Consider the following 18004-nt stretch of genomic DNA (forward strand, 5'->3'; position numbering starts at 1 on the left):
GGCCAGGCCGAGCTGATCGGCCGGTCGCCCCGGACGGGCTGTCCGTACGGCTGTCGGGTTTCGGCGAGCGGACGTCAGTAGCCCGACGTTCGACTGCCGACGGTCGTAGTCCATCCGTACTCTTCGAGCCCATGACTCCGGATCATGAATGGTCGCGGAGCCCGGCTGGACGTACCACCTTGCCGGAGCTGCTCCGCGGGCATCGACGCGCCGCCGGCCTCACCCAGGCCGAGCTGGCGTCCCGGGCCGGGGTGGGTGTGCGGACGGTCCGTGACCTGGAGCGTGGCCGGTCGAACCGGCCACAACGCACCACTGTGGAACTGCTCGCCGGGGCACTGGCGCTGACCGGCACCAGCCGGGCGGCGTTCCTGGCCGCTGCCCGCGGGGCCGGTGCCGAACCGGCCTCGCCGGACGCCACGTCGACGGCGCTCGCGGTCGGCGGCAACGCCACGTCAGCCGCCGCCCCCGCCGACAGGTCGGTCGTGCTCCCGCCGCCGGTGGAGTTGATCGGCCGGGAGCGCGACCTCACCGAGCTGGCCGAAATGCTGACGGCGGAGCGAGGACCCCGGTTGGTGAGCCTCGTCGGGTTGGCCGGCGTCGGCAAGACCGCCCTGGCGACGTCGGTGGCGCACCTGGTGGCCGCCGCTCACCCGGCCGGTGTTGCCGGGGTGCTGGTGGGCGAGGGCGCCGACGGTCCGGACGTGCTCGCCGCCTCGATGTCCGTGCTCGGCGTGGCGCGCCTGTCCGAACTCGTGGCGCTGCTCGCCGGGCGGCCGACGCTGCTGGTGATGGACGCGGTGGAGCGCGCGCCCGGCCCGGTGGCCGCGACAGTGCACCGGTTGCTCGGAGCGCTGCCCTCGCTGCGGGTGCTGGTCACCGGGCGGCACCCGGTCGGGTTGCCCGGCGAGCGGGTCTGGCCGGTCGCGCCACTCGACGTACCACCACCGGAGGCTGAGCACTCCGGACTCGAATCGTGGCCGGCTGTCGCGTTGTTCACCGCCCGGCTCGCTCAGGTCCGCCGAGAGCCGCCCACCCCCGCTGAGCTGCCGGCGCTCGCCGCGTTGGTGCGCCGGTTGGGCGGGCTGCCGTTGGCCATCGAGCTGATGGCCGCCCGGGGCCGTCTCCTCGACCTCACCGAATTGCTCGACAGGTACGGCGACCGGGTGCTCGACCTGGCCACCCCCGCGGACGCGTCCGCCCACCCGGCCTGGGACGCACCGGAGGCGCTCGGCAGCCGGACGAGCGGACCCGACACCAGTGCGGCGGTGGCGGTCGCCGTCACCCTGCGGGACGCGGTGGCGTTCAGCTACCGCCTGTTGGCGTCTGACGAACAGGCCGCGCTGCGGCAACTGGCCGTCTTCGGTAACCGCTGGTCGGTCGAGTTGGCCGAGGAGATGCTCGTCGACGAGGCCGACCGGGACGGCACCGTGGCGATCGATCCGGTTCCACTGTTGGACCGCTTCGTCGAGTTGGGGCTGCTGAGCGTACGCGGAACCGGGTCGTTCCGGTTCCGCCTGCTCGACGCGGTCCGGGACTACGCCGTCGAGCAGGCGGCCGGCGGAGGTGAGCTGACCTGCATCCGGCGTCGACACGCGGAGGTCATCGCGCGCCTGGTGGCCCGTACCGCCAGTGACCTGATCGGCCCACGGTTACCCGACGCGGTGCACCGGCTGGACGAGATGAGCAGTGACATCAGCTCGTCGTTGGCGCACGCGGCCACCGACGACCCGTTGACAGCGCTGCGGCTGGCGGCCTGTCTGACCCGCTGGTGGCGGTTCCGCGGACGCGACGTCGTCGGGCGGCAGTGGCTGCGGCGGCTGCTGGCGGACCCGCGGACCGCCGACGCCGATCCTCTCCTGCGTGGCTGGGCTGCCCTCGGCGTCGCCCGGCTGGCCGCGGAGCACGGCGCCGGTGCCGAGGAGTTGTCGACGGCCCGTGCGGCGTTGGACACCTTCCGGCAGGCCGGCGACGTCACAGGGGAGTTGGAGGCGCGAAACGTGCTGGGCACCCTGCTGATCTCCGTCCGGCGGCAGGACGAGGCTCGCGAGCAGGCCGAGGCGCTGCTGCGGTTGGCCGCCCGCAACGGGCGGACCCGGGACCTGGCGGTGGCCCAGAACAGCCTCGCCTGGCACGAGATCCGCGCGGGCGATCTGGCTGCGGCCCGCCGCCGACTCGCTGCGGTGGACCGACTCGCCGCCGAGAGTGGGGAGCAGCGGCTGCGCGTGCTGGGCTGGGCCAATCGCGCCGAGGTCGCCCGGCTGGAGGGCTGGTACGCGGACGCCATCGACCGTGGTCGGCGAGCGATCGCTGCCCTGTCCGAGCTGGGTGATCCCGGGCGTCGCCGTCGGGTGCTCGGGACCGTCGGGCTGGCGCTCGCCCAGGACGGGCGGGCCGCGGAGGCGACAGCGGTGCTGACCGAGTTGCGCGCCGGGGGCGGGGAGGCGCTGCCGGCGGGGACCGTGCCGCGACCGCGCTCGGACGACTCGGCGCTGGTCTGGGGTGGCCCGGAGGCCGGGCTCTGTGCGCTGATCGAGGGGAACCTGGCGCTGCACCGGGGGGACCGGGAGTTGGCTGCCGAGTGGTTCGCAGCTGCGGCCGACCATGCGGGGCAGGATCGCCGCGACGTGGTGGAGGCGCTGGTGGGGCTGGCTGCGAGCACTGCGGACCCGTCGGTGCTCGATCGACTGGACCGGGTCTGTGTGGAGAGTGGCATCCGGCTGTTGCCGCAGGAGTCGGGACTGCTCTACGCGCTGATCGCCGCCCGGGGTGGACCGGCTCAGTAGCCCTGCGCTGTCCCTGCGCGGATCGAGCCCTGCGCTGTCCCCGAGCGGATCGCGACGGGAGAGTGGCGCGGGCGAAGAGCCCCCTTTGGTGCTACCCCTCGCTGATCGCCCGCGCCGTCACCCCCCGGTGATCCCCGGTGCCCGAAGCCTGCCACCGATGGGGTGGCAGAAAGTCGGCTTGGACCGAATCCTCCAGCTTGGCTGGATCAGTTCTGCCGGTCTTTCTGCCGCTGCCGCCGCCCGACGGCGAGTGGTGATCAGTGCCGTCGGGTGGCTTCGTCGGTGGCTGTGGCCTGCTCCGGGCTGACGTCGTCACTGCCGGCGGTTGCGCACGGATGAGCGGCGTCGCGGACGCGGCGCAACCCGTCGAGGAGCGCCACCAGCGCCTCTGGGTCGAGTTGCCCGGTGAACCACTGCTCGATCATTTGCAGGTGCCCGGGCAGCGTCTCGTTGAGGCGTTGCATCCCGGAGGCGGTGACCACCGCGTACGAGCTGCGGCGGTCGTTCGGGCAGGCCCGGCGGGTCAGCAACCCGTCGCGCTCCATCCGGTCCACGACCCGGGTCACTCCGCTTGTCGACAGGGAGGTCTGTGCGGCAAGGTCGGTCATGCGTAGTTGGTTGCCCGGCGAGCGGGCCAGTCGCGTGATGACCTCGAACTCGACCGCGGAGAGGCCGTGCTCCTCGAGTTGAGCGTTGAACCGGGCGGACAGCCCGGCGTGTGCCTCGAAGAGCAGGCCGACGGCGGTGATCCGGGGATCGTCGAAGACGTTGGTCACCCGTTCATCATATCAGTGCTTGACACGGGGAATATTGTTGCGGTTATAGTTGCTCAGGCAGTCGTTGGGCTATTAAACAATCCCCTGGAGGACAGCAGCATGACCAGCAGCATCGAGACGGTTACCCGCGACTGGGACGGCCTCACCATCCCGACGGCCGGCACCTACGCGCTCGACGTGGCGCACAAGCGGGTCGGCTTCGTTGCCCGGCACATGATGGTGAGCAAGGTTCGCGGTGAGTTCAACGACGCGACCGCCACCATCACCGTCGCCGAGGACCCGCTGCAGTCGTCGGTCGTCGCCACCATTCAGGCCGCCAGCGTCGACACGACCCAGGCCGACCGGGACGCGCACCTGCGCAGCCCCGAGTTCCTGGACGCCGAGAAGTTCCCGACGCTCGAGTTCCGCAGCACCGGGGTCAAGTCCCGCAGCGGCAGTGAGTTCGTGCTCACCGGTGAGCTGACCATCAAGGACGTCACCCGTCCCGTCGAGCTGGAGGTGGAGTTCGAGGGTGTCGGCCGCAGCCCGTTCGGCCAGGACATCTTCGGCTTCTCCGCGAGCACCGAGATCGACCGCGAGGAGTTCGGCCTGACCTGGAACGTCGCCCTGGAGACCGGGGGCGTGCTGGTCAGCCGCAAGATCAAGATTGAGATCGAGGGCGAGGCCGTACGCCAGGCCTGATCCCCGGGGATCGCCGGAGGGCCAGGGGAATCCTCCCGGCGATCCGGTACGCAGGGCCCGCGCCGCACGTCGGCGCGGGCCCTGCGTCGTTCCCACTGGCGGTGGTAATTGTCACGGGTTGTTCTCACCGCTTTCCGGTCCACTCGGTCGACGACGGGGTACAGATGGCGCCACGAGCGCGTCCGCCCCGGTCGACGTCGGATCACCGCCGTCGGCCTCTGGCCCCGGTCAGGTGGGCGCTCTTACCGTGGATGCTTCACAAAGCGCTTCCGGGACGGGATGATCCCGACCGCGCCGGCCGTCGGGAGGACACATGGGCAGGGACGTCTCAGAGGGCGCCTTCACCCGGGATGATCGCGTCCGATATCGGCAGAAGGTGCGGCGGTGCCTGGACGTCTTCGCCCTGATGCTGGACGACTTCGGCTTCGACGCCGACCGGCCGATGACGGGTCTGGAGATCGAGCTCAACCTGGTCGACTCGGCCGCCGAGCCGGCGATGCGCAACGAGGAGATCCTCGCCGACATCGCGGACCCCCTCTTCCAGACCGAGTTAGGGCAGTTCAACCTGGAACTGAACGCCGAACCCCGACTCATCGAGGGCAACGGCTTCGCCGACTACGAGCACGACCTGCGCGGCAGCCTCTCCCGGGCCGACGAGCGTGCCGCCAGATCCGACGCGAACATCGTCCTGGTCGGCATCCTGCCCACCCTCACCGAGGGGCACCTGGTCGAGGACAACCTCTCCACCAACGAGCGTTACCGGGTGCTCAACGACCAGATCGTCGGCGCCCGGGGCGAGGACATCGAGCTGGACATCCGCGGCGTCGAGCAGTTGCGCACGCACACCGACTCGATCGCCCCCGAGGCCGCCTGCACGAGCCTCCAGTTCCACCTCCAGGTCGCCCCGGACAGCTTCGCCGACTACTGGAACGCGTCCCAGGCCATCGCGGGTGTGCAGGTGGCGGTCGGTGCGAACAGCCCCTTCCTGTACGGCCGCCAACTGTGGGCCGAAACGCGGATCGCCCTGTTCCAGCAGGCCACCGACACCCGTCCCGACGAGCTGAAGGCCCAGGGCGTACGGCCGCGGGTGTGGTTCGGCGAACGATGGATCACCTCGATCTTCGACCTGTTCGAGGAGAACGTCCGGTACTTCCCGCCGCTGCTGCCGATCTGCGAGGACGAGGACCCGGTGGAGGTCCTGCACGCCGGCGGTGTGCCACAGCTCGGGGAGTTGCGGTTGCACAACGGCACGGTCTACCGGTGGAACCGTCCCGTCTACGACATCATGAACGGCCGACCCCATCTGCGGGTGGAGAACCGGGTGCTGCCGGCCGGCCCGACCGTGGTGGACATGTTGGCCAACGCGGCCTTCTACTTCGGGCTGGTACGCGGCCTGGCCGAGGCCGACCGCCCGATCTGGAGCCAACTCACCTTCAGCTCCGCCGAGGAGAACTTCCACGCCGCCGCCCGACGTGGCCTCGACGCCGTGCTGCACTGGCCCGCGCTCGGCGACGTGCCAGTCACCAAGCTGGTCCTGGACCAGCTACTGCCCACCGCCGCCACCGGCCTGGACGGGTTCGGCGTCGCCCCGGCGCAGCGGGACCGGCTGCTCGACATCATCGAGCAGCGCTGCCGTACCGGCCGCAACGGCGCCGTCTGGCAGACCGAGGCGGTCTGGGCGGCGGAGCGGCGCCACGGCATGGACCGGCCTGCCGCGCTGCACCACATGGTCCAGCGCTACGCCGAACTCCAGCGCACCAACGAACCCGTCCACACCTGGCCAACCACCTAACCCCCTGCACCCCCCCACCCCCCCTCGAAGCGCGTTGATCATGAAGTTGTTGCCATGACACGCCGAGCGAGGTGGCAATAACTTCATGATCAACAGGGTGAGGCCGGGTGGGGCGGCCGGGCGGGGTTAGTCGGTGGTGGGGCGGCGGGCTGCGCGGGTGCGGCGGCTGCTCGGGGCCGCGTCCTTCGTCGTGGCTTCGGTGGGAGGGGTCGGATCCGAGCGGTCGGGGTCCGTACGCGGAGCGGGCACCTGCGGTGCGGCGGTGGCTTCGCCCGGCAGCGAGCCCGTCCTGGGCATCTGCGACGGCACGCTGACCTTCCTGCGGCGCCCCGTGGTGCCAACCGTCGAGGCCGAGGCTCCGGCAGTTGACGCAGTGGGTTCGCCCGTCGCGCCGGAGACCGGCGGCTCGGGCTCGGTCCCTGTCACCGGGGCCGGGTCGGTCACCGTGTCCCGAGGCACAGCACCCGGCCGGGCCGGGCGGCTCTGTTCGGCCGGGCGGTTCCGTTCGCTGTGCTCGCCGAGGCGGGCGGCCAGCACCGAGCCGCCGATACCGGCGATCACCGCGTACGGGGCGATCAGCTGGGTGGACAGCTGCGCGGGGCCCAGCGTCGACCAGTGCGGCAGGGTGGTCAGGTAGGCGAGCGCGACGAGCACCGGGCCCGCCGCGCCGGAGGCCGCCGCACCCACGCGGTGTCCGCCCGAGCGGGCGGACCGCCGAGCGGCCAGTACGCCGATCAGCAGCGCGGGCACCAGTGCCAGCAGCGCACCGGGCCAGTAGATCTGGCCCCCGATCCAGTACCGGGCGTGGTCCGGGTCGAACTGCCAGGTACCGAGCTGCGCGCCGGTCAGCCCCCGTCCGACGCGTACCCCGTCGATGACGGAGATCACCGCGAGCAGCCAGAGCCAGGCGGCCGTCGCTGTCACGTTGACCGCGGCGGCTCGGGAGCGAAGCGCCCAGATCGCGACGAGTACGCCGATCAGGATGCCCAGCGTCGCCTGTACGGCGGCCGTGCGTTGCGGGGCGCCGGTGTCCGCGCCGGTCGCGACCCGCGCGGGTACCGCAATCAACAGGACGGTGACCAGCCCGCCCAGCCCGGCGCCAAGCGCCACTGCCACCCGGCGCAGCAGGCCGCCCCGGTCGTCGACCGGCGTGTCGGCCGCCGCTGGTGGCGTGCCCGCCACCTCCGGGCGGGCGGTGTCGACGACCGGTGAAGGCCCGTCGACCGGGCTGTCGTGCTCCGGCCGCCGTTCGTCGAGCCGCAGGCCCTCCTGAGGGGCAGCACCGTCTGGCGAGGTTTCCGGAGAGATCACTGTCTTCGCCGGGGCGTTGCGTTGGTGAAGCCGCTGCGCGCAGACCGCGCCGAGGACCGTCGAACTGGCGGCGAGCCAGGTGGCCCAGGCGAGGCCGTCCGCCCAGGCTGTGTCTGTCGCACCGGCATCGGTGGGCGTCCAGGTGATGACGCCGAGCCCGTAGCCGAAGCCCAGTTGTGCGGCACCCGCGCCGGCAGCGACCCCGATCGCCGCCGCGATCGACACTCCCCAGCCCTGTCTGGCCATGCCGGGCAGCGTAACGTCCCGTCGTCGGCGCGGCGAGTCGCAGAGACCCGCCGGTGTGGACCGCCGGTGCGGGCGGGTTGGGCGGCGGGCGGTACGGTCGCCGGTGATGAGGCGGTGGGCGTTATGACGGACACGAACACGGGCCAGCAGAATGCCGCCGGTGGCGGTGCGGGCCGTGCCAGCGTTGTGCTCGGCGGTGGGTTGGCAGCGGTGCTGCTCGCCGCCGTGGGTGCGACCGGCGGCTGGTTGCTGGCCGGTGAGGACGACGCATCCTCTGGTGACCCGCTGGCCGTTGCGACCACGGCTGGCGCGTCGACCACCCGGCCCACCGCACCCCGGCCGAGCAGCGGCCGACCGACACCGTCGGCGGTCCAGACCTCCGCCGCCCCGACCAAGGCAGCCGGCCTGACCGTGCCGCCGGTGATCGGCACCGACTTCGAGCAGGCCCGGGAGGCGCTGCGCAAGCAGCGGCTCGGTTGGCGGCTGGTCTTCGGTGGCGGCGTCGGCCGTACGGTCGAGAGCACCACACCGGACGTGGGCACCGAGGTCGCCCGGGGGACGACTGTGCAACTACAGGTTGCCGGGCCGGCGCCGGCCGCCGAGGTGCCGGACGTTGTCGGCGAGAGTTGCGCCGACGCCGCCGACGAGTTGGTCGACGAGGGCCTCTACCCGCGCTACCTCAGCGGACGTACTGGAAAGGTCAGCCGGCAGGAGCCCGCCGAGGACGGCCCGGCCCGGTGGAACGACCAGGTCAGCATCTGGTGTGGCTCCGACGGCCAGCCGACCCCGAAACCCACTCCCTGATTCCAGGCCGGCGGGTTCGCGCCTCGTACCGGCGTCCTGTCTCGCCGACAGCCGGCGCGGCTCGGCACGCTGATCCCCACCGATGGCGGTGTGGGCGACTAGGTTGGCGGTCGAGGGCCATGACGCCCGTCCGGGTTCGGGAAAGGACGTGCGATGAGCGACGACCGCCAGGAGCCTCCCGCCGACGAGCACGACGACGACCGGACCCGACCCCTGCCCTCCGCCGCTGATCGGCCGGCCCCGACCGGGCCCGCCGCCGACGGACCGGACGAGACGGCACCGATCGACCGGACCGTCCCGGCTCGTCCCGATCCTTCGCCCGACCAGACAATGCCGATCGACCGGTCTGCCGGCACCCGGCCGGGCCCGCCGGCCGACCGGACGGCGCCGATACCGCCGGCCTGGTCCGGCCGGGCCGAGGTGCGCTCGCCCCGACCAGATGACGCCGGCGGTGAGTGGTACGTCGAGGAGCAGGGTGGTCGGCGGTGGTGGTCGCCGATCCTCTGGGGCGTACTGGCGCTGCTGCTCGCCGGCCTGCTCGGGGGCGCGCTCTGGGTGGTGCTCGCCCAGCAGGACGACGACCGGGACGATCGCGGGCCCACCCCGTCGCCTCCGCCGACCAGTGCCCCCAGCGCCCTGCCGACCAGCGCAGCCCCCACGTCGGCGGCACCCACCAGTGAGTCGCCGAGCAGCTCGCCGACCACGGAAGCGCCGGACGAGCTGCCGGTGCCACCGCTCGCCGGCCTGCCGCAGGCCACCGCCGAAGGGCTGTTGGCTCGGCTCGGTCTGACCTACCGGGTGGTGTACCGCCCGTCGGAGTTGCCACCCGGGACCGTGGTGGGCACCGAGCCGGACGCCGGCACGTCGGTGTCCACCGACGACGAGGTGTTGTTGATCATCTCCCAGGCTCAGCCCTCGACCGGGGCGAGCCCGACCACACCGAGCCCCACTGTGACGAGCACGTCGTGACCGCTGGTCACCACATCCGGCGGCGGGTGCCGACGAGGCCGATGCCGGCCAGCGAGATGGCGAGGCCGAAGATGCCGGACCAGAAGAGGGAATGGCGGATGTCCGTGGCGCTGTGCCCAGCCGGAGCGGCCTCGGTGAGTTCCTGACGGCCGTCGGACTGGCCGCCGGCACCCAGCCCGGACACCGGTCCGGTCCGGTCGGTACCACCAGCCTGCTCGGCCGGGGTGTCGGTGTCGGTGTCGGTCCAGCCGGGTTTGTCGTAGACCGACTGACCGTCGCCCGTCGGCGGGTCGGAGTCGAGCACGGTGATCTCCGGTGCGGGCACCGGTGCGGTCAGCCGGGTGGACGACATCGCCGGGTCGCGGGCGAGGACCAGGAGTGTCGCCATCGCCCCGAGGAGGGCGAGGAGTCCGAAGGCATAGGCGATAAGAGAGCGGTGGTGCCGCCGCAGGGCGGGCTGATTGACCATGACCATCCCAGGGTCAGGGTCCTGGACGAGCGGGTGGAACGTGCCGGGGTGGGCGTACCGATTCTATGGCGACGGCACGCCCACCGGCGGCGGTTCGGGTCGGTCAGCCCACCCGGAGCGGGGTACGCGCGACCGGGCGGCGGGCCCGCACGGTGTGCGGACGGGGTTCGGGGGCGGCCTGCAGTTGCTGCAACCCTTCCCGCTGAACGAAGATCGACCGTCGGGTGACAGCGTCACCCGCGGTGTTCAACTCGTAGCCGTCGAGCCACAGCCAGCCGTCATAGGTCGGCCAGTCGAGGACCCGGATCACCCGGAACTTGATCGGCCTGAGGAACTGGACACTCGCCGCGCGTGTCACATGCAGTACGTCACCGGTGCGGGGAAGCACATGGGCTCCTGGGGAGGATCGGCCGGCGATTGCGCCGGCGGTGCCTGAACGGGGGACGTCTCGGCCGGTGACGGGGTCGTGCCTCGTGAACCGGTGGTGCGGATGGCAGTGGTCGGGCCGTACCCCGCTGGTGACGTGCCGTCACCCGACCACCACCCGGTTGCTTCCGGGAACGCGCCCGCCGCCGCAGCTTGCCGGCTTGCAGCGGCGGGGTCCTTACCCCGGAGCAGGTCGCGTTGTCGTCGGCCGGGCCCGCGTCGTGCCCAGCTTCCCCGAAGCGGTGGGGTCACCACTCCGAGGGACCGAACGGAGACGCTGAGTGATCCGTGCCATACGGACAGAGTGCATCAGGGACGTGCTTCATGCAAGTTGCACGTCGACTTTTGCCGATACGTGAGCGTGTCGCGCGAAAGGCCTATTGAAGCCATCCGCGTCCGGGCGGCAGACTGGGGATCGGTTTCGCCCGTCGCGGCCGGCCGAGGACCGGCACCACCCCCTTCGTCGCGAACGCTCGCCGGTCGACGGTCGCGCCCCCGGCGGGTGTCACCCAGTGGCGCGTTACCGGAGGTAGCCCGAGTGGGGTCGAGCAGCCAGCGGCGGAGACCAGTGACTCACGGGGTTGCGCGATGAGTGAGCGGCGCAGTCCCACCATCAGACGGCGGCGGCTCGGGGCCGAGCTGCGTCGCCAGCGGGAGTCCGCCGGAATCACCATCGAGGTGGTCGCCGAACAGTTGGAATGCTCGGCGTCCAAGGTCTCCCGGATCGAGACCGGGCACACCACGGCCACCCCCCGCGACGTACGGGACATGCTGCGGATCTACGGCGTCGTCGGCGCCGAGAGCGACGAGCTCGTGCAGATCGCCCGGGAGGCCCGCCAGAAGGGCTGGTGGCACCCCTACAGCACCGTGCTCGTCGGCGCGTACGTCGGGCTGGAGGCGGCGGCCAGTTCGATCCGGGCGTACGAACAGCAGGTCGTTCCGGGCCTTCTGGAGACCGAGGAGTACGCCGGAGCCATGATCCGTGCCGCTCGGCCGGACTTCACCGCCGATCAGGTGCATCAAAGAGTGCGTGTCCGTTTGGGCCGTCAGTCGTTATTGACCCAGGACGATCCGGTCGATCTGTGGGTGGTGCTCGATGAGGCGGTGGTAAGTCGGCCGGTGGGCGGGGACGAGGTGATGCGCGGTCAACTCAAACGGTTGGTCGAGGTGGCCGAGTTGCCGAACGTGACGCTGCAGATCCTGCCCTTCGAGGTGGGTGCGCATGCCGGCATGGACGGCACGTTCACGATCCTCAGCTTCCCTGAGCCCGGTGATCCGGATGTTGTGTACGCGGAGAACGCCACGGGTGGGCTTTTCCTCGAGAAGAGCGACGAACTACAGAAGTACAGCTTCATCTTCGATCACATCCGCGCTGCGGCCATACGTCCGGAGGAGTCCGTCGCACACATCGCAAAACTGGCAGAGGAGCCGTTGTGGAAATGGCGACCAAAGGGTTCCCCGTGGACCTGACGCAGGCAGCATGGTTCAAGAGCTCGAAGAGCGGGCCGAACTGTGACAACTGCGTGGAGGTGGCGTACGTGACGGGGGCGGTCGGAGTGCGGGACTCGAAGGACAAGGCGGGCCCCGCCCTGGTCTTCGCACCGGGTGACTGGCACTCCTTCGTTGCCGGCACCAGGGGTGGTGTGTTCGGCGCGGTCTGACCGACTGGTCAGTGGAGTCCCCGTCTGGTTCGCCGGACGGGGACTCCGCCGTGTCCGCGGTAGGCGCGACTGACTGCCGCGTCGCGGCAGGAGTCGGCCAGGTTCCGTCGGGATTCCCGTCGCCAGAGCGTCCCCGTCTCGTTGAACCGGTCGGTACGGCGCTGGTCGACGACCCGCCGCACCGACCCGCAACCGAGCGAGTAGGCGAGACGGATGACGACGATCGGTTCAGACAACCTCACCACCGGTCCGGCCAAGCCGGAGCGGTTCGGTGGCAAGTACCGCGGCGCTCGTCGAGACACGGTTCTGACCGAGGTGGTCTCGACCGACCAGGAGTTGAGCGGGCGGGAGGGTGCTTCCGAGACGACGGATCCTCCGCTGTCGCTGCCCTCACTGGACCCGAACCCGCTGATCGAGCCGTCGTTCCCGCCGGCGGGCTGGCCGATCGAGCCGCCCGAGTCCCTGGCGGACCACCCGTTGCTGCGTGGGCTGCTGATGGAGTTGCCGCCGAAGGGCACAGTGCCCTCGCAGGACTGGCTGGATCGCTGGTTCGAGGCGACCAGGTCGATCCTGGAACTGCTATACGTGCAGAGCGCCAGCCGCCCGCGTTGACCCTGCGACGGCGGGCTGGGCCCGCTCCGCGAGGCGGTTGTGGCGTAGCGCGTGCCGGACCCCGATGGCGATCACCGCAAGCGCGCCCACGGTGATGGCCGGCCCGGTGACGCCGGGGTCGGCCCCGAGGTCGGCGCCAGCGGCGGCGATCAACGCCGGCGCCGTGGCCAGGGCGGTGACCTGTAGCGGCAGCCCGACGAGCGGGTGGGCCGCGGCGGCGCGCAGCCCGTGCGGCGCGGGGGTGGCGGGGGCACTGGCGAACGCGCCCGCGCCGGCCCACAGCCGGCGGATCCGTCGTACCGAGCAGACCGTCGCCACGAGCGCCGGGCCGGCGGCCAGTGTGAGGCCGGCGGCGGCCCGGTCGATCGGAGCGGTGCCGGCGCTGAACAGCCCGCCGCCGAGCACTGCGGCGGTGAGCGCCAGGCCGGTGAGGGCCAGCACCAGCAACCATCCGGTACGCCGACGCAGCATGCGGGTGTTGCGCAGCCGGGGAAGGCCGTCGGCAACGACGCCGGCGGCCAGCCAGACGGCGGCGACCGGGAGCAGGATGCTGAGCTGACTCTCCATGTTCGAGAGTCTTTCCCGAATCCGGGCGGAGCGAATCCGGGCGTGCCCCCCGTTCGCCCCGGACGCCGGGCCCGTAGGGGGTCATCACTCGAAGGTATGGCCGTTTCGACATGTTCAACTGCCCGACGGCTGACTTACCCTCAGCTAGATCGGCAAGTGTCGATTGATGTTGGGACCGGTGGTCACGTTCCACCGCCGGTCAGAGGGAGGTAGGAAATGGGTCTTCCACGAAGGTCCGTACTGATCGGGGTGGCCGCGGCGACCGTGCTGGCCGTCGGTACCCCAGCCCTGGCCGCCGAACCCGTGGGTGTGGTTCGGGCCGCCGGCGGAGCCACCGCCGTGCCGGACAGCTACATCGTCGTACTCAAGGACAGCGCCGTCGCCCGGGACCGGGTCGGCGACACGGCGAAGCGGCTCTCCGGCCGCCACGGCGGCACGGTGGCCCGTACCTACGGCGCGGCGTTGCGCGGCTTCGAGGCCAAGGTGAGCGCCAGCGCGGCGGCCCGGATCGCGGCCGACCCGGCCGTGGCGTACGTCGAGCAGAACCACACCGTCTCGATCTCCGGCACGCAGGCCAACCCGCCCTCCTGGGGCCTCGACCGGATCGACCAGCGCAACCTGCCGTTGGACAGCTCCTACACCTACCCGAACACGGCGAGCAACGTGCACGCCTACATCATCGACACCGGCATCAAGTTCTCGCACAACGACTTCGGCGGCCGGGCCACCTCCGGCTACGACGCGGTGGACGGCGGGTCGGCCGACGACTGCAACGGGCACGGCACGCACGTGGCCGGCACCGTCGGCGGGTCCGCGTACGGGGTGGCCAAGGGCGTCCAGCTCGTCGGCGTACGGGTGCTGAACTGCTCCGGCAGTGGCACCAACGCCGGTGTGATCGGTGGCGTCGACTGGGTCACCGCGAACGCGATCAAGCCGGCGGTGGCGAACATGAGCCTCGGCGGCGGCGCGAACACCTCGCTGGACAACGCCGTCCGCAACTCGATCGCCTCGGGCGTCACGTACGGCCTGGCGGCCGGCAACGACAGCGGCGCGAACGCCTGCAACACCTCACCGGCGCGCACCACGGAAGCCATCACTGTGGGCTCGACGACCAGCACGGACGCCCGCTCATCGTTCTCCAACATCGGCACCTGCCTGGACATCTTCGCGCCCGGCTCGTCGATCACCTCGGCCTGGTACACCAGCAACACCGCCACCAACACGATCAGCGGCACCTCGATGGCCACCCCGCACGTGGTCGGAGCTGCGGCCCTGGTGGCCAGCGCCAACCCGAGCTGGACCCCGGCTCAGGTCCGCAACCAACTGGTGGCCAACGCCACGCCCAACGTGGTGGGCAACCCCGGCTCGGGCTCGCCGAACCTGCTGCTCTACGTCGGCACGGGCGGCACCACCCCGCCGCCGCCCACCGGCTGCACCGGCACCAACGGCACCGACGTGTCGATCCCGGACGCCGGCTCGGCGGTGACCAGCTCGATCACCATCTCCGGCTGCGGTCGCAACGCCTCCTCGGCCTCCACCGTGGCGGTGAACATCGTGCACACCTACCGCGGTGACCTGGTCATCGACCTGCTCGCCCCGGACGGCAGCTCGTACCGGCTGAAGAACAGCAGCACCTCGGACAGCGCCGACAACGTGAACGCCACGTACACGGTCAACGTGTCCGGTGAGGCCGCCGACGGCATCTGGCGACTCCAGGTGCGGGACACCTACTCGGCCGACACCGGCTACATCAACACCTGGACCCTGACCGTCTGATCGGGTTCTGACGACCAAGGCCCCACCCGGCACGCCGGGTGGGGCCTTGCGTCGTACGGATCGGGCTCAGACCGAGAAGGTGGCCGGCCGCTCGGTGGCCGGCGCCGGCGGGCGGGCCTTCCACAGGCCGGTCTTCTGCGCGGCGAGCCGGCTCAGGTAGGCCGGGTTGAGGATGACGTAGCGGCGCCAGAGCCGCTTCGGCTCCAGACCGAGGCGCCAGAACCACTCAAGGCCGACGCGCTGCATCCACGGCGGGGGCTGGCGCAGCAGCCCGGCGTGGTAGTCGAAGGCCGCGCCGACCGCCATCAGCGGCATGTCGAGCAGCGGCCGCATGGCGTACGTGAAGACCTCCTGGCGCGGGCAGCCGAGCCCGACCAGCACCAACCGGGCGCCACTGGACCGGATCCGGTCGGCGATCTCGGCGTCCTCACCGGGTTGGACGGCACGGAACTTGGACGGCTCCACCCCGGCGATCTTCAGCGCCGGGAACATCTGCTCCAGGGCCGGGATCAACCGGGCGAGGGTCTCCTCGGTCGAGCCGTACAGGTAGACCGGTAGCCCCTCGTCGGCGAAGCGCGACAGCACGTGCAGGGTCAGGGTCGGCCCGTACACCCGGTCGCTGAGCCCCGCGTGGTGCAGCAGGTTGAGCGCCCACCGCACGGGCTGCCCGTCCGGCGTCACCACGTCGAAGGAGTTGAGCCGCGCGTTGTGCGCCGGGTCGAGCACCCCGGTCATCACACCGTGCACTGCCAACGCGGTCAGCGCGAGGGGACGCCGTTCGTGTGCCGCGGTCACCACCGCGTCGGTCGCCGTGGCGTAGTCGGTGGCGTCGACCAGGACGCCGAGCACGTTGCGCTTCGTCCGGGCGCTCACGGCTGGGCCACCCACTTGTCCACGTTGGCCTCGTAGATCTCCCGCAGGATCATCGGCACGTCGTAGGTGATCTTCCAGTCCGGATACTGCGCCTCGAACCGGGCCATGCTGCTCACGTACCACTGGTGGTCACCGGTGCGGTTCTGCTCGACGTAGTTGATCTGCGCCTCGCGGCCGGTGATCTCCTCCGCGATCCGGAACGCCTCGATGTGCGAGGTGTTGGAGTGGCGGCCGCCACCGAGGTTGTAGACCTCCGCGGATCGCGGGGCCCGGAAGAACGCCTCGAACGCGGTCAGCACGTCGTGCGAGTGGATCGCGTCCCGGACCATCTTGCCCTTGTAGCCGAAGAGGTTGTACGTCCGGCCCTCCATGACGCAGCGCATCAGATAGGCCAGGAACCCGTGCAGCTCGGCGGCGGAGTGCGCCGGGCCGGTCAGCGTGCCGCCCCGGAAACAGGCGGTCTTCATGTCGAAGTAGCGCCCGTACTCCTGGACCATCACGTCCGCGGCGACCTTGGAGGCGCCGAAGACCGAGTGCAGCGAGTGGTCGATCGACATCTCTTCGGTGATGCCCTGGTACCAGCGGTGGTCCTCGGGCAGCTCGTACCGGGTCTCCAACTCGATGAGCGGCAGGCTGTTGGGCCGGTCGCCGTACACCTTGTTCGTCGAGCAGTGGATGAACGGCGCGTCGATCGCGTGCCGGCGGGTGTTCTCCAGGATGTTGAGCGTGCCGCCGGCGTTCACGTCGAAGTCCGTGTACGGCTCCTTGGCTGCCCAGTCATGGCTCGGCTGGGCAGCGCTGTGGATCACCACTGCGATGTCCGAGCCGTACTTCTTGAACACCTGCTCCAGGCCGTCCCGGTCCCGGATGTCCACCGCGAAGTGGGTGTACGCGTTACCCAGGTCACGGCCGAGCCGTTCCAGGCTCCACGAGGTGGAGCCGTCCTCGCCGAAGAAGTACCGGCGCATGTCGTTGTCGATGCCGACGACGTCCAGACCGAGGCCGGCGAAATGCCGGACCGCTTCGGAGCCGATCAGACCACCCGACCCTGTCACCAACGCGACACTCACACGCCACTCCTGGTCCATCGGAGGCAGAATCCATCGGAGCATAGCGTGACGTCCAGCACGCCCCGATATGACGGAAGGGCCCCGCATAAAGCGGAGCCCTCGTCGGTGGTGGGGATGGGGGGAGTTGAACCCCCACGCCCTTTCGGGCACACGGACCTGAACCGTGCGCGTCTGCCATTCCGCCACATCCCCGTGGCACAACCCGGAACACTCTAGCCGCCCGGCCCCGCTGTCTCCAACGGGCCTCGGGAATACTACGCTGTCCCTGACGCTCGCCACGAACGATGACCGTTCGTGGCGGACGAAAGATTAGCACGACAATCCCGGCCCTTCCGAACGGGTCGAGAGCAGCCGGCCGAGCGGCGTGTGAGCTGCGCGCGCGCCGGCCGGATACCATCATGTCCTCGGGACCCGAGGAGGAGCCGGTGAGCGTGCTGCAACGCTTCGAGAAGCGTCTGGAAGGCCTGGTAGAAGGGGCCTTCGCCAAGGTCTTCAAAGGGGTGGTCCACCCCGTGGAGATCCTCAACGCCATGCAGCGGGAGGCCGAGGCGCACAAGGCGATCCTGGCCGGTGGGCGCACGTTGGTGCCCAACCGCTACGTGATCGATCTCTCGCCGTTCGACCACAGTCGGCTGGCGCCGTACGCCGCCGCGCTGGCCCAGGAGTTGGCCCAGTCGCAGGCGGAGTTCATCGGCGAGCAGGCGTGGACGGTCTACGGCGATGTGATCGTCGAGATCGAGCGAGGCGAGGGCCTGGACACGGGCATGTTCCGTGTCACGGCCGAGGTCTACACCGGCGGCGAGGTCGCCCCGGTGTCGGCGCCCGGCTACGACGCCGGCCCGCCCGCCTACCCCGCGTACGACCAGGGCGGTGGCTACGGCCCGCCGCCCGGGCACGGTGGCGGTCGCAACGTGCGGCTGGTCTCCGGCGACGGTCGCACCTACCCCCTTCAGATGGGGTCGACGGTGATCGGTCGCGGCGACCAGGCCAACCTGCGTCTGCCCGATGTCGGCATCTCCCGGCGACACGCCCGGCTGGATTTCGACGGGGGCCAGGTCGTGCTGACCGACCTGGGTTCGACCAACGGCACCATGGTGAACGGGCAGCGGGTCTCCGCCGTCGCGCTCAACCCCGGTGACATGGTCCAGCTCGGGACGACGACGCTGACCTTCCGCGTGGACGGCTGAC

General features: G+C 71.0%; 17 protein-coding genes and 1 tRNA gene. 10 read left to right on the forward strand and 8 right to left on the reverse strand.

From position 1 onward, the window contains the following. The first annotated feature begins 131 nt into the window (after nt 1-131). On the forward strand, nt 132-2783 hold the full coding sequence (locus AB0B48_RS02460; protein ID WP_357194764.1) for a helix-turn-helix domain-containing protein: 2652 nt from the start codon (nt 132-134) through the stop codon (nt 2781-2783). A 257-nt stretch (nt 2784-3040) separates the two neighbouring features. Here the strand turns inward: AB0B48_RS02460 and AB0B48_RS02465 are convergent, their stop codons facing one another. After that, nucleotides 3041-3559, reverse strand: coding sequence for a MarR family transcriptional regulator (locus AB0B48_RS02465; protein ID WP_355004596.1), 519 nt, complete (start codon nt 3557-3559; stop codon nt 3041-3043). Between the two features lie 99 nt (nt 3560-3658). On the opposite strand from AB0B48_RS02465, the gene AB0B48_RS02470 reads away from it, so the two are divergent. Together AB0B48_RS02470 and AB0B48_RS02475 are read left to right on the forward strand one after the other, a co-directional pair. Continuing rightward, on the forward strand, nt 3659-4240 hold the full coding sequence (locus AB0B48_RS02470; protein WP_357194768.1) for a YceI family protein: 582 nt from the start codon (nt 3659-3661) through the stop codon (nt 4238-4240). 313 nt (nt 4241-4553) lie between these two features. Continuing rightward, the gene (locus tag AB0B48_RS02475) at nt 4554-6032 is read left to right on the forward strand and encodes a glutamate--cysteine ligase (RefSeq protein WP_357194771.1); all 1479 of its coding nucleotides are present in this window, start codon (nt 4554-4556) and stop codon (nt 6030-6032) included. Nucleotides 6033-6158: 126 nt separating this feature from the next. Here AB0B48_RS02475 and AB0B48_RS02480 read toward each other — a convergent pair whose 3' ends face one another. Beyond that, nucleotides 6159-7589 (reverse strand): hypothetical protein, encoded by a 1431-nt coding sequence (locus tag AB0B48_RS02480; protein WP_357194774.1) that lies wholly within the window; start codon nt 7587-7589, stop codon nt 6159-6161. A 123-nt stretch (nt 7590-7712) separates the two neighbouring features. On the opposite strand from AB0B48_RS02480, the gene AB0B48_RS02485 reads away from it, so the two are divergent. Together AB0B48_RS02485 and AB0B48_RS02490 are read left to right on the forward strand one after the other, a co-directional pair. Then, nucleotides 7713-8393, forward strand: a complete 681-nt coding sequence (locus AB0B48_RS02485) for a PASTA domain-containing protein (protein ID WP_357194777.1) — start codon at nt 7713-7715, stop codon at nt 8391-8393. A gap of 153 nt (nt 8394-8546) precedes the next feature. Next, complete coding sequence (locus AB0B48_RS02490; RefSeq protein ID WP_357194780.1) at nt 8547-9362, forward strand: PASTA domain-containing protein; 816 nt, start codon at nt 8547-8549, stop codon at nt 9360-9362. Nucleotides 9363-9369: 7 nt separating this feature from the next. On the opposite strand, the gene AB0B48_RS02495 is transcribed toward AB0B48_RS02490, so the two are convergent. Beyond that, nucleotides 9370-9831, reverse strand: coding sequence for a hypothetical protein (locus AB0B48_RS02495; RefSeq protein WP_357194783.1), 462 nt, complete (start codon nt 9829-9831; stop codon nt 9370-9372). A gap of 103 nt (nt 9832-9934) precedes the next feature. After that, nucleotides 9935-10219 carry a hypothetical protein gene (locus AB0B48_RS02500; RefSeq protein WP_355004603.1) on the reverse strand — a complete coding sequence of 95 codons (285 nt, stop codon included), beginning with the start codon at nt 10217-10219 and terminating at the stop codon, nt 9935-9937. A 626-nt stretch (nt 10220-10845) separates the two neighbouring features. On the opposite strand from AB0B48_RS02500, the gene AB0B48_RS02505 reads away from it, so the two are divergent. The 3 genes from AB0B48_RS02505 to AB0B48_RS02515 all read left to right on the forward strand — a co-directional run bounded on the left by AB0B48_RS02505 (nt 10846) and on the right by AB0B48_RS02515 (nt 12530). Then, a complete protein-coding gene (locus tag AB0B48_RS02505) occupies nt 10846-11727 on the forward strand; it encodes a helix-turn-helix transcriptional regulator (protein WP_091396372.1) in 882 nt (293 codons plus the stop codon). Next, nucleotides 11697-11918: a DUF397 domain-containing protein gene (locus AB0B48_RS02510; RefSeq protein WP_091396369.1), complete on the forward strand. Its 222-nt coding sequence runs from the start codon at nt 11697-11699 to the stop codon at nt 11916-11918. Before AB0B48_RS02505 ends, AB0B48_RS02510 begins: the two co-directional genes overlap by 31 nt. Before the next feature lie 213 nt (nt 11919-12131). Further along, complete coding sequence (locus AB0B48_RS02515) at nt 12132-12530, forward strand: hypothetical protein (protein ID WP_357194787.1); 399 nt, start codon at nt 12132-12134, stop codon at nt 12528-12530. Here the strand turns inward: AB0B48_RS02515 and AB0B48_RS02520 are convergent. Continuing rightward, complete coding sequence (locus tag AB0B48_RS02520) at nt 12498-13097, reverse strand: hypothetical protein (protein WP_357194790.1); 600 nt, start codon at nt 13095-13097, stop codon at nt 12498-12500. The two genes, AB0B48_RS02515 and AB0B48_RS02520, sit on opposite strands and share 33 nt — an antisense overlap. 216 nt (nt 13098-13313) lie before the next feature. Here AB0B48_RS02520 and AB0B48_RS02525 point away from each other — a divergent pair, with 216 nt between their 5' ends. Beyond that, nucleotides 13314-14873: a S8 family serine peptidase gene (locus tag AB0B48_RS02525; RefSeq protein ID WP_357194793.1), complete on the forward strand. Its 1560-nt coding sequence runs from the start codon at nt 13314-13316 to the stop codon at nt 14871-14873. 66 nt (nt 14874-14939) lie between these two features. Here the strand turns inward: AB0B48_RS02525 and AB0B48_RS02530 are convergent, their stop codons facing one another. The 3 genes from AB0B48_RS02530 to AB0B48_RS02540 form a co-directional block, all read right to left on the reverse strand. After that, the gene (locus AB0B48_RS02530) at nt 14940-15746 is read right to left on the reverse strand and encodes a WecB/TagA/CpsF family glycosyltransferase (protein ID WP_355004607.1); all 807 of its coding nucleotides are present in this window, start codon (nt 15744-15746) and stop codon (nt 14940-14942) included. After that, nucleotides 15743-16858, reverse strand: a complete 1116-nt coding sequence (locus AB0B48_RS02535) for an NAD-dependent epimerase/dehydratase family protein (protein ID WP_238687678.1) — start codon at nt 16856-16858, stop codon at nt 15743-15745. The genes AB0B48_RS02530 and AB0B48_RS02535 overlap by 4 nt, the downstream gene beginning before the upstream one ends. 64 nt (nt 16859-16922) lie before the next feature. Next, nucleotides 16923-17008 (reverse strand) — tRNA-Leu (locus AB0B48_RS02540). A gap of 206 nt (nt 17009-17214) precedes the next feature. Between AB0B48_RS02540 and AB0B48_RS02545 the strand changes: the two genes are divergently transcribed. After that, nucleotides 17215-18003 carry a DUF3662 and FHA domain-containing protein gene (locus tag AB0B48_RS02545; protein WP_007454122.1) on the forward strand — a complete coding sequence of 263 codons (789 nt, stop codon included), beginning with the start codon at nt 17215-17217 and terminating at the stop codon, nt 18001-18003. Nucleotide 18004 lies beyond the last annotated feature (1 nt).

Origin of the sequence: Micromonospora sp. NPDC049089 (assembly GCF_040648775.1) — a bacterium.
Lineage (GTDB): Bacteria > Actinomycetota > Actinomycetes > Mycobacteriales > Micromonosporaceae > Micromonospora.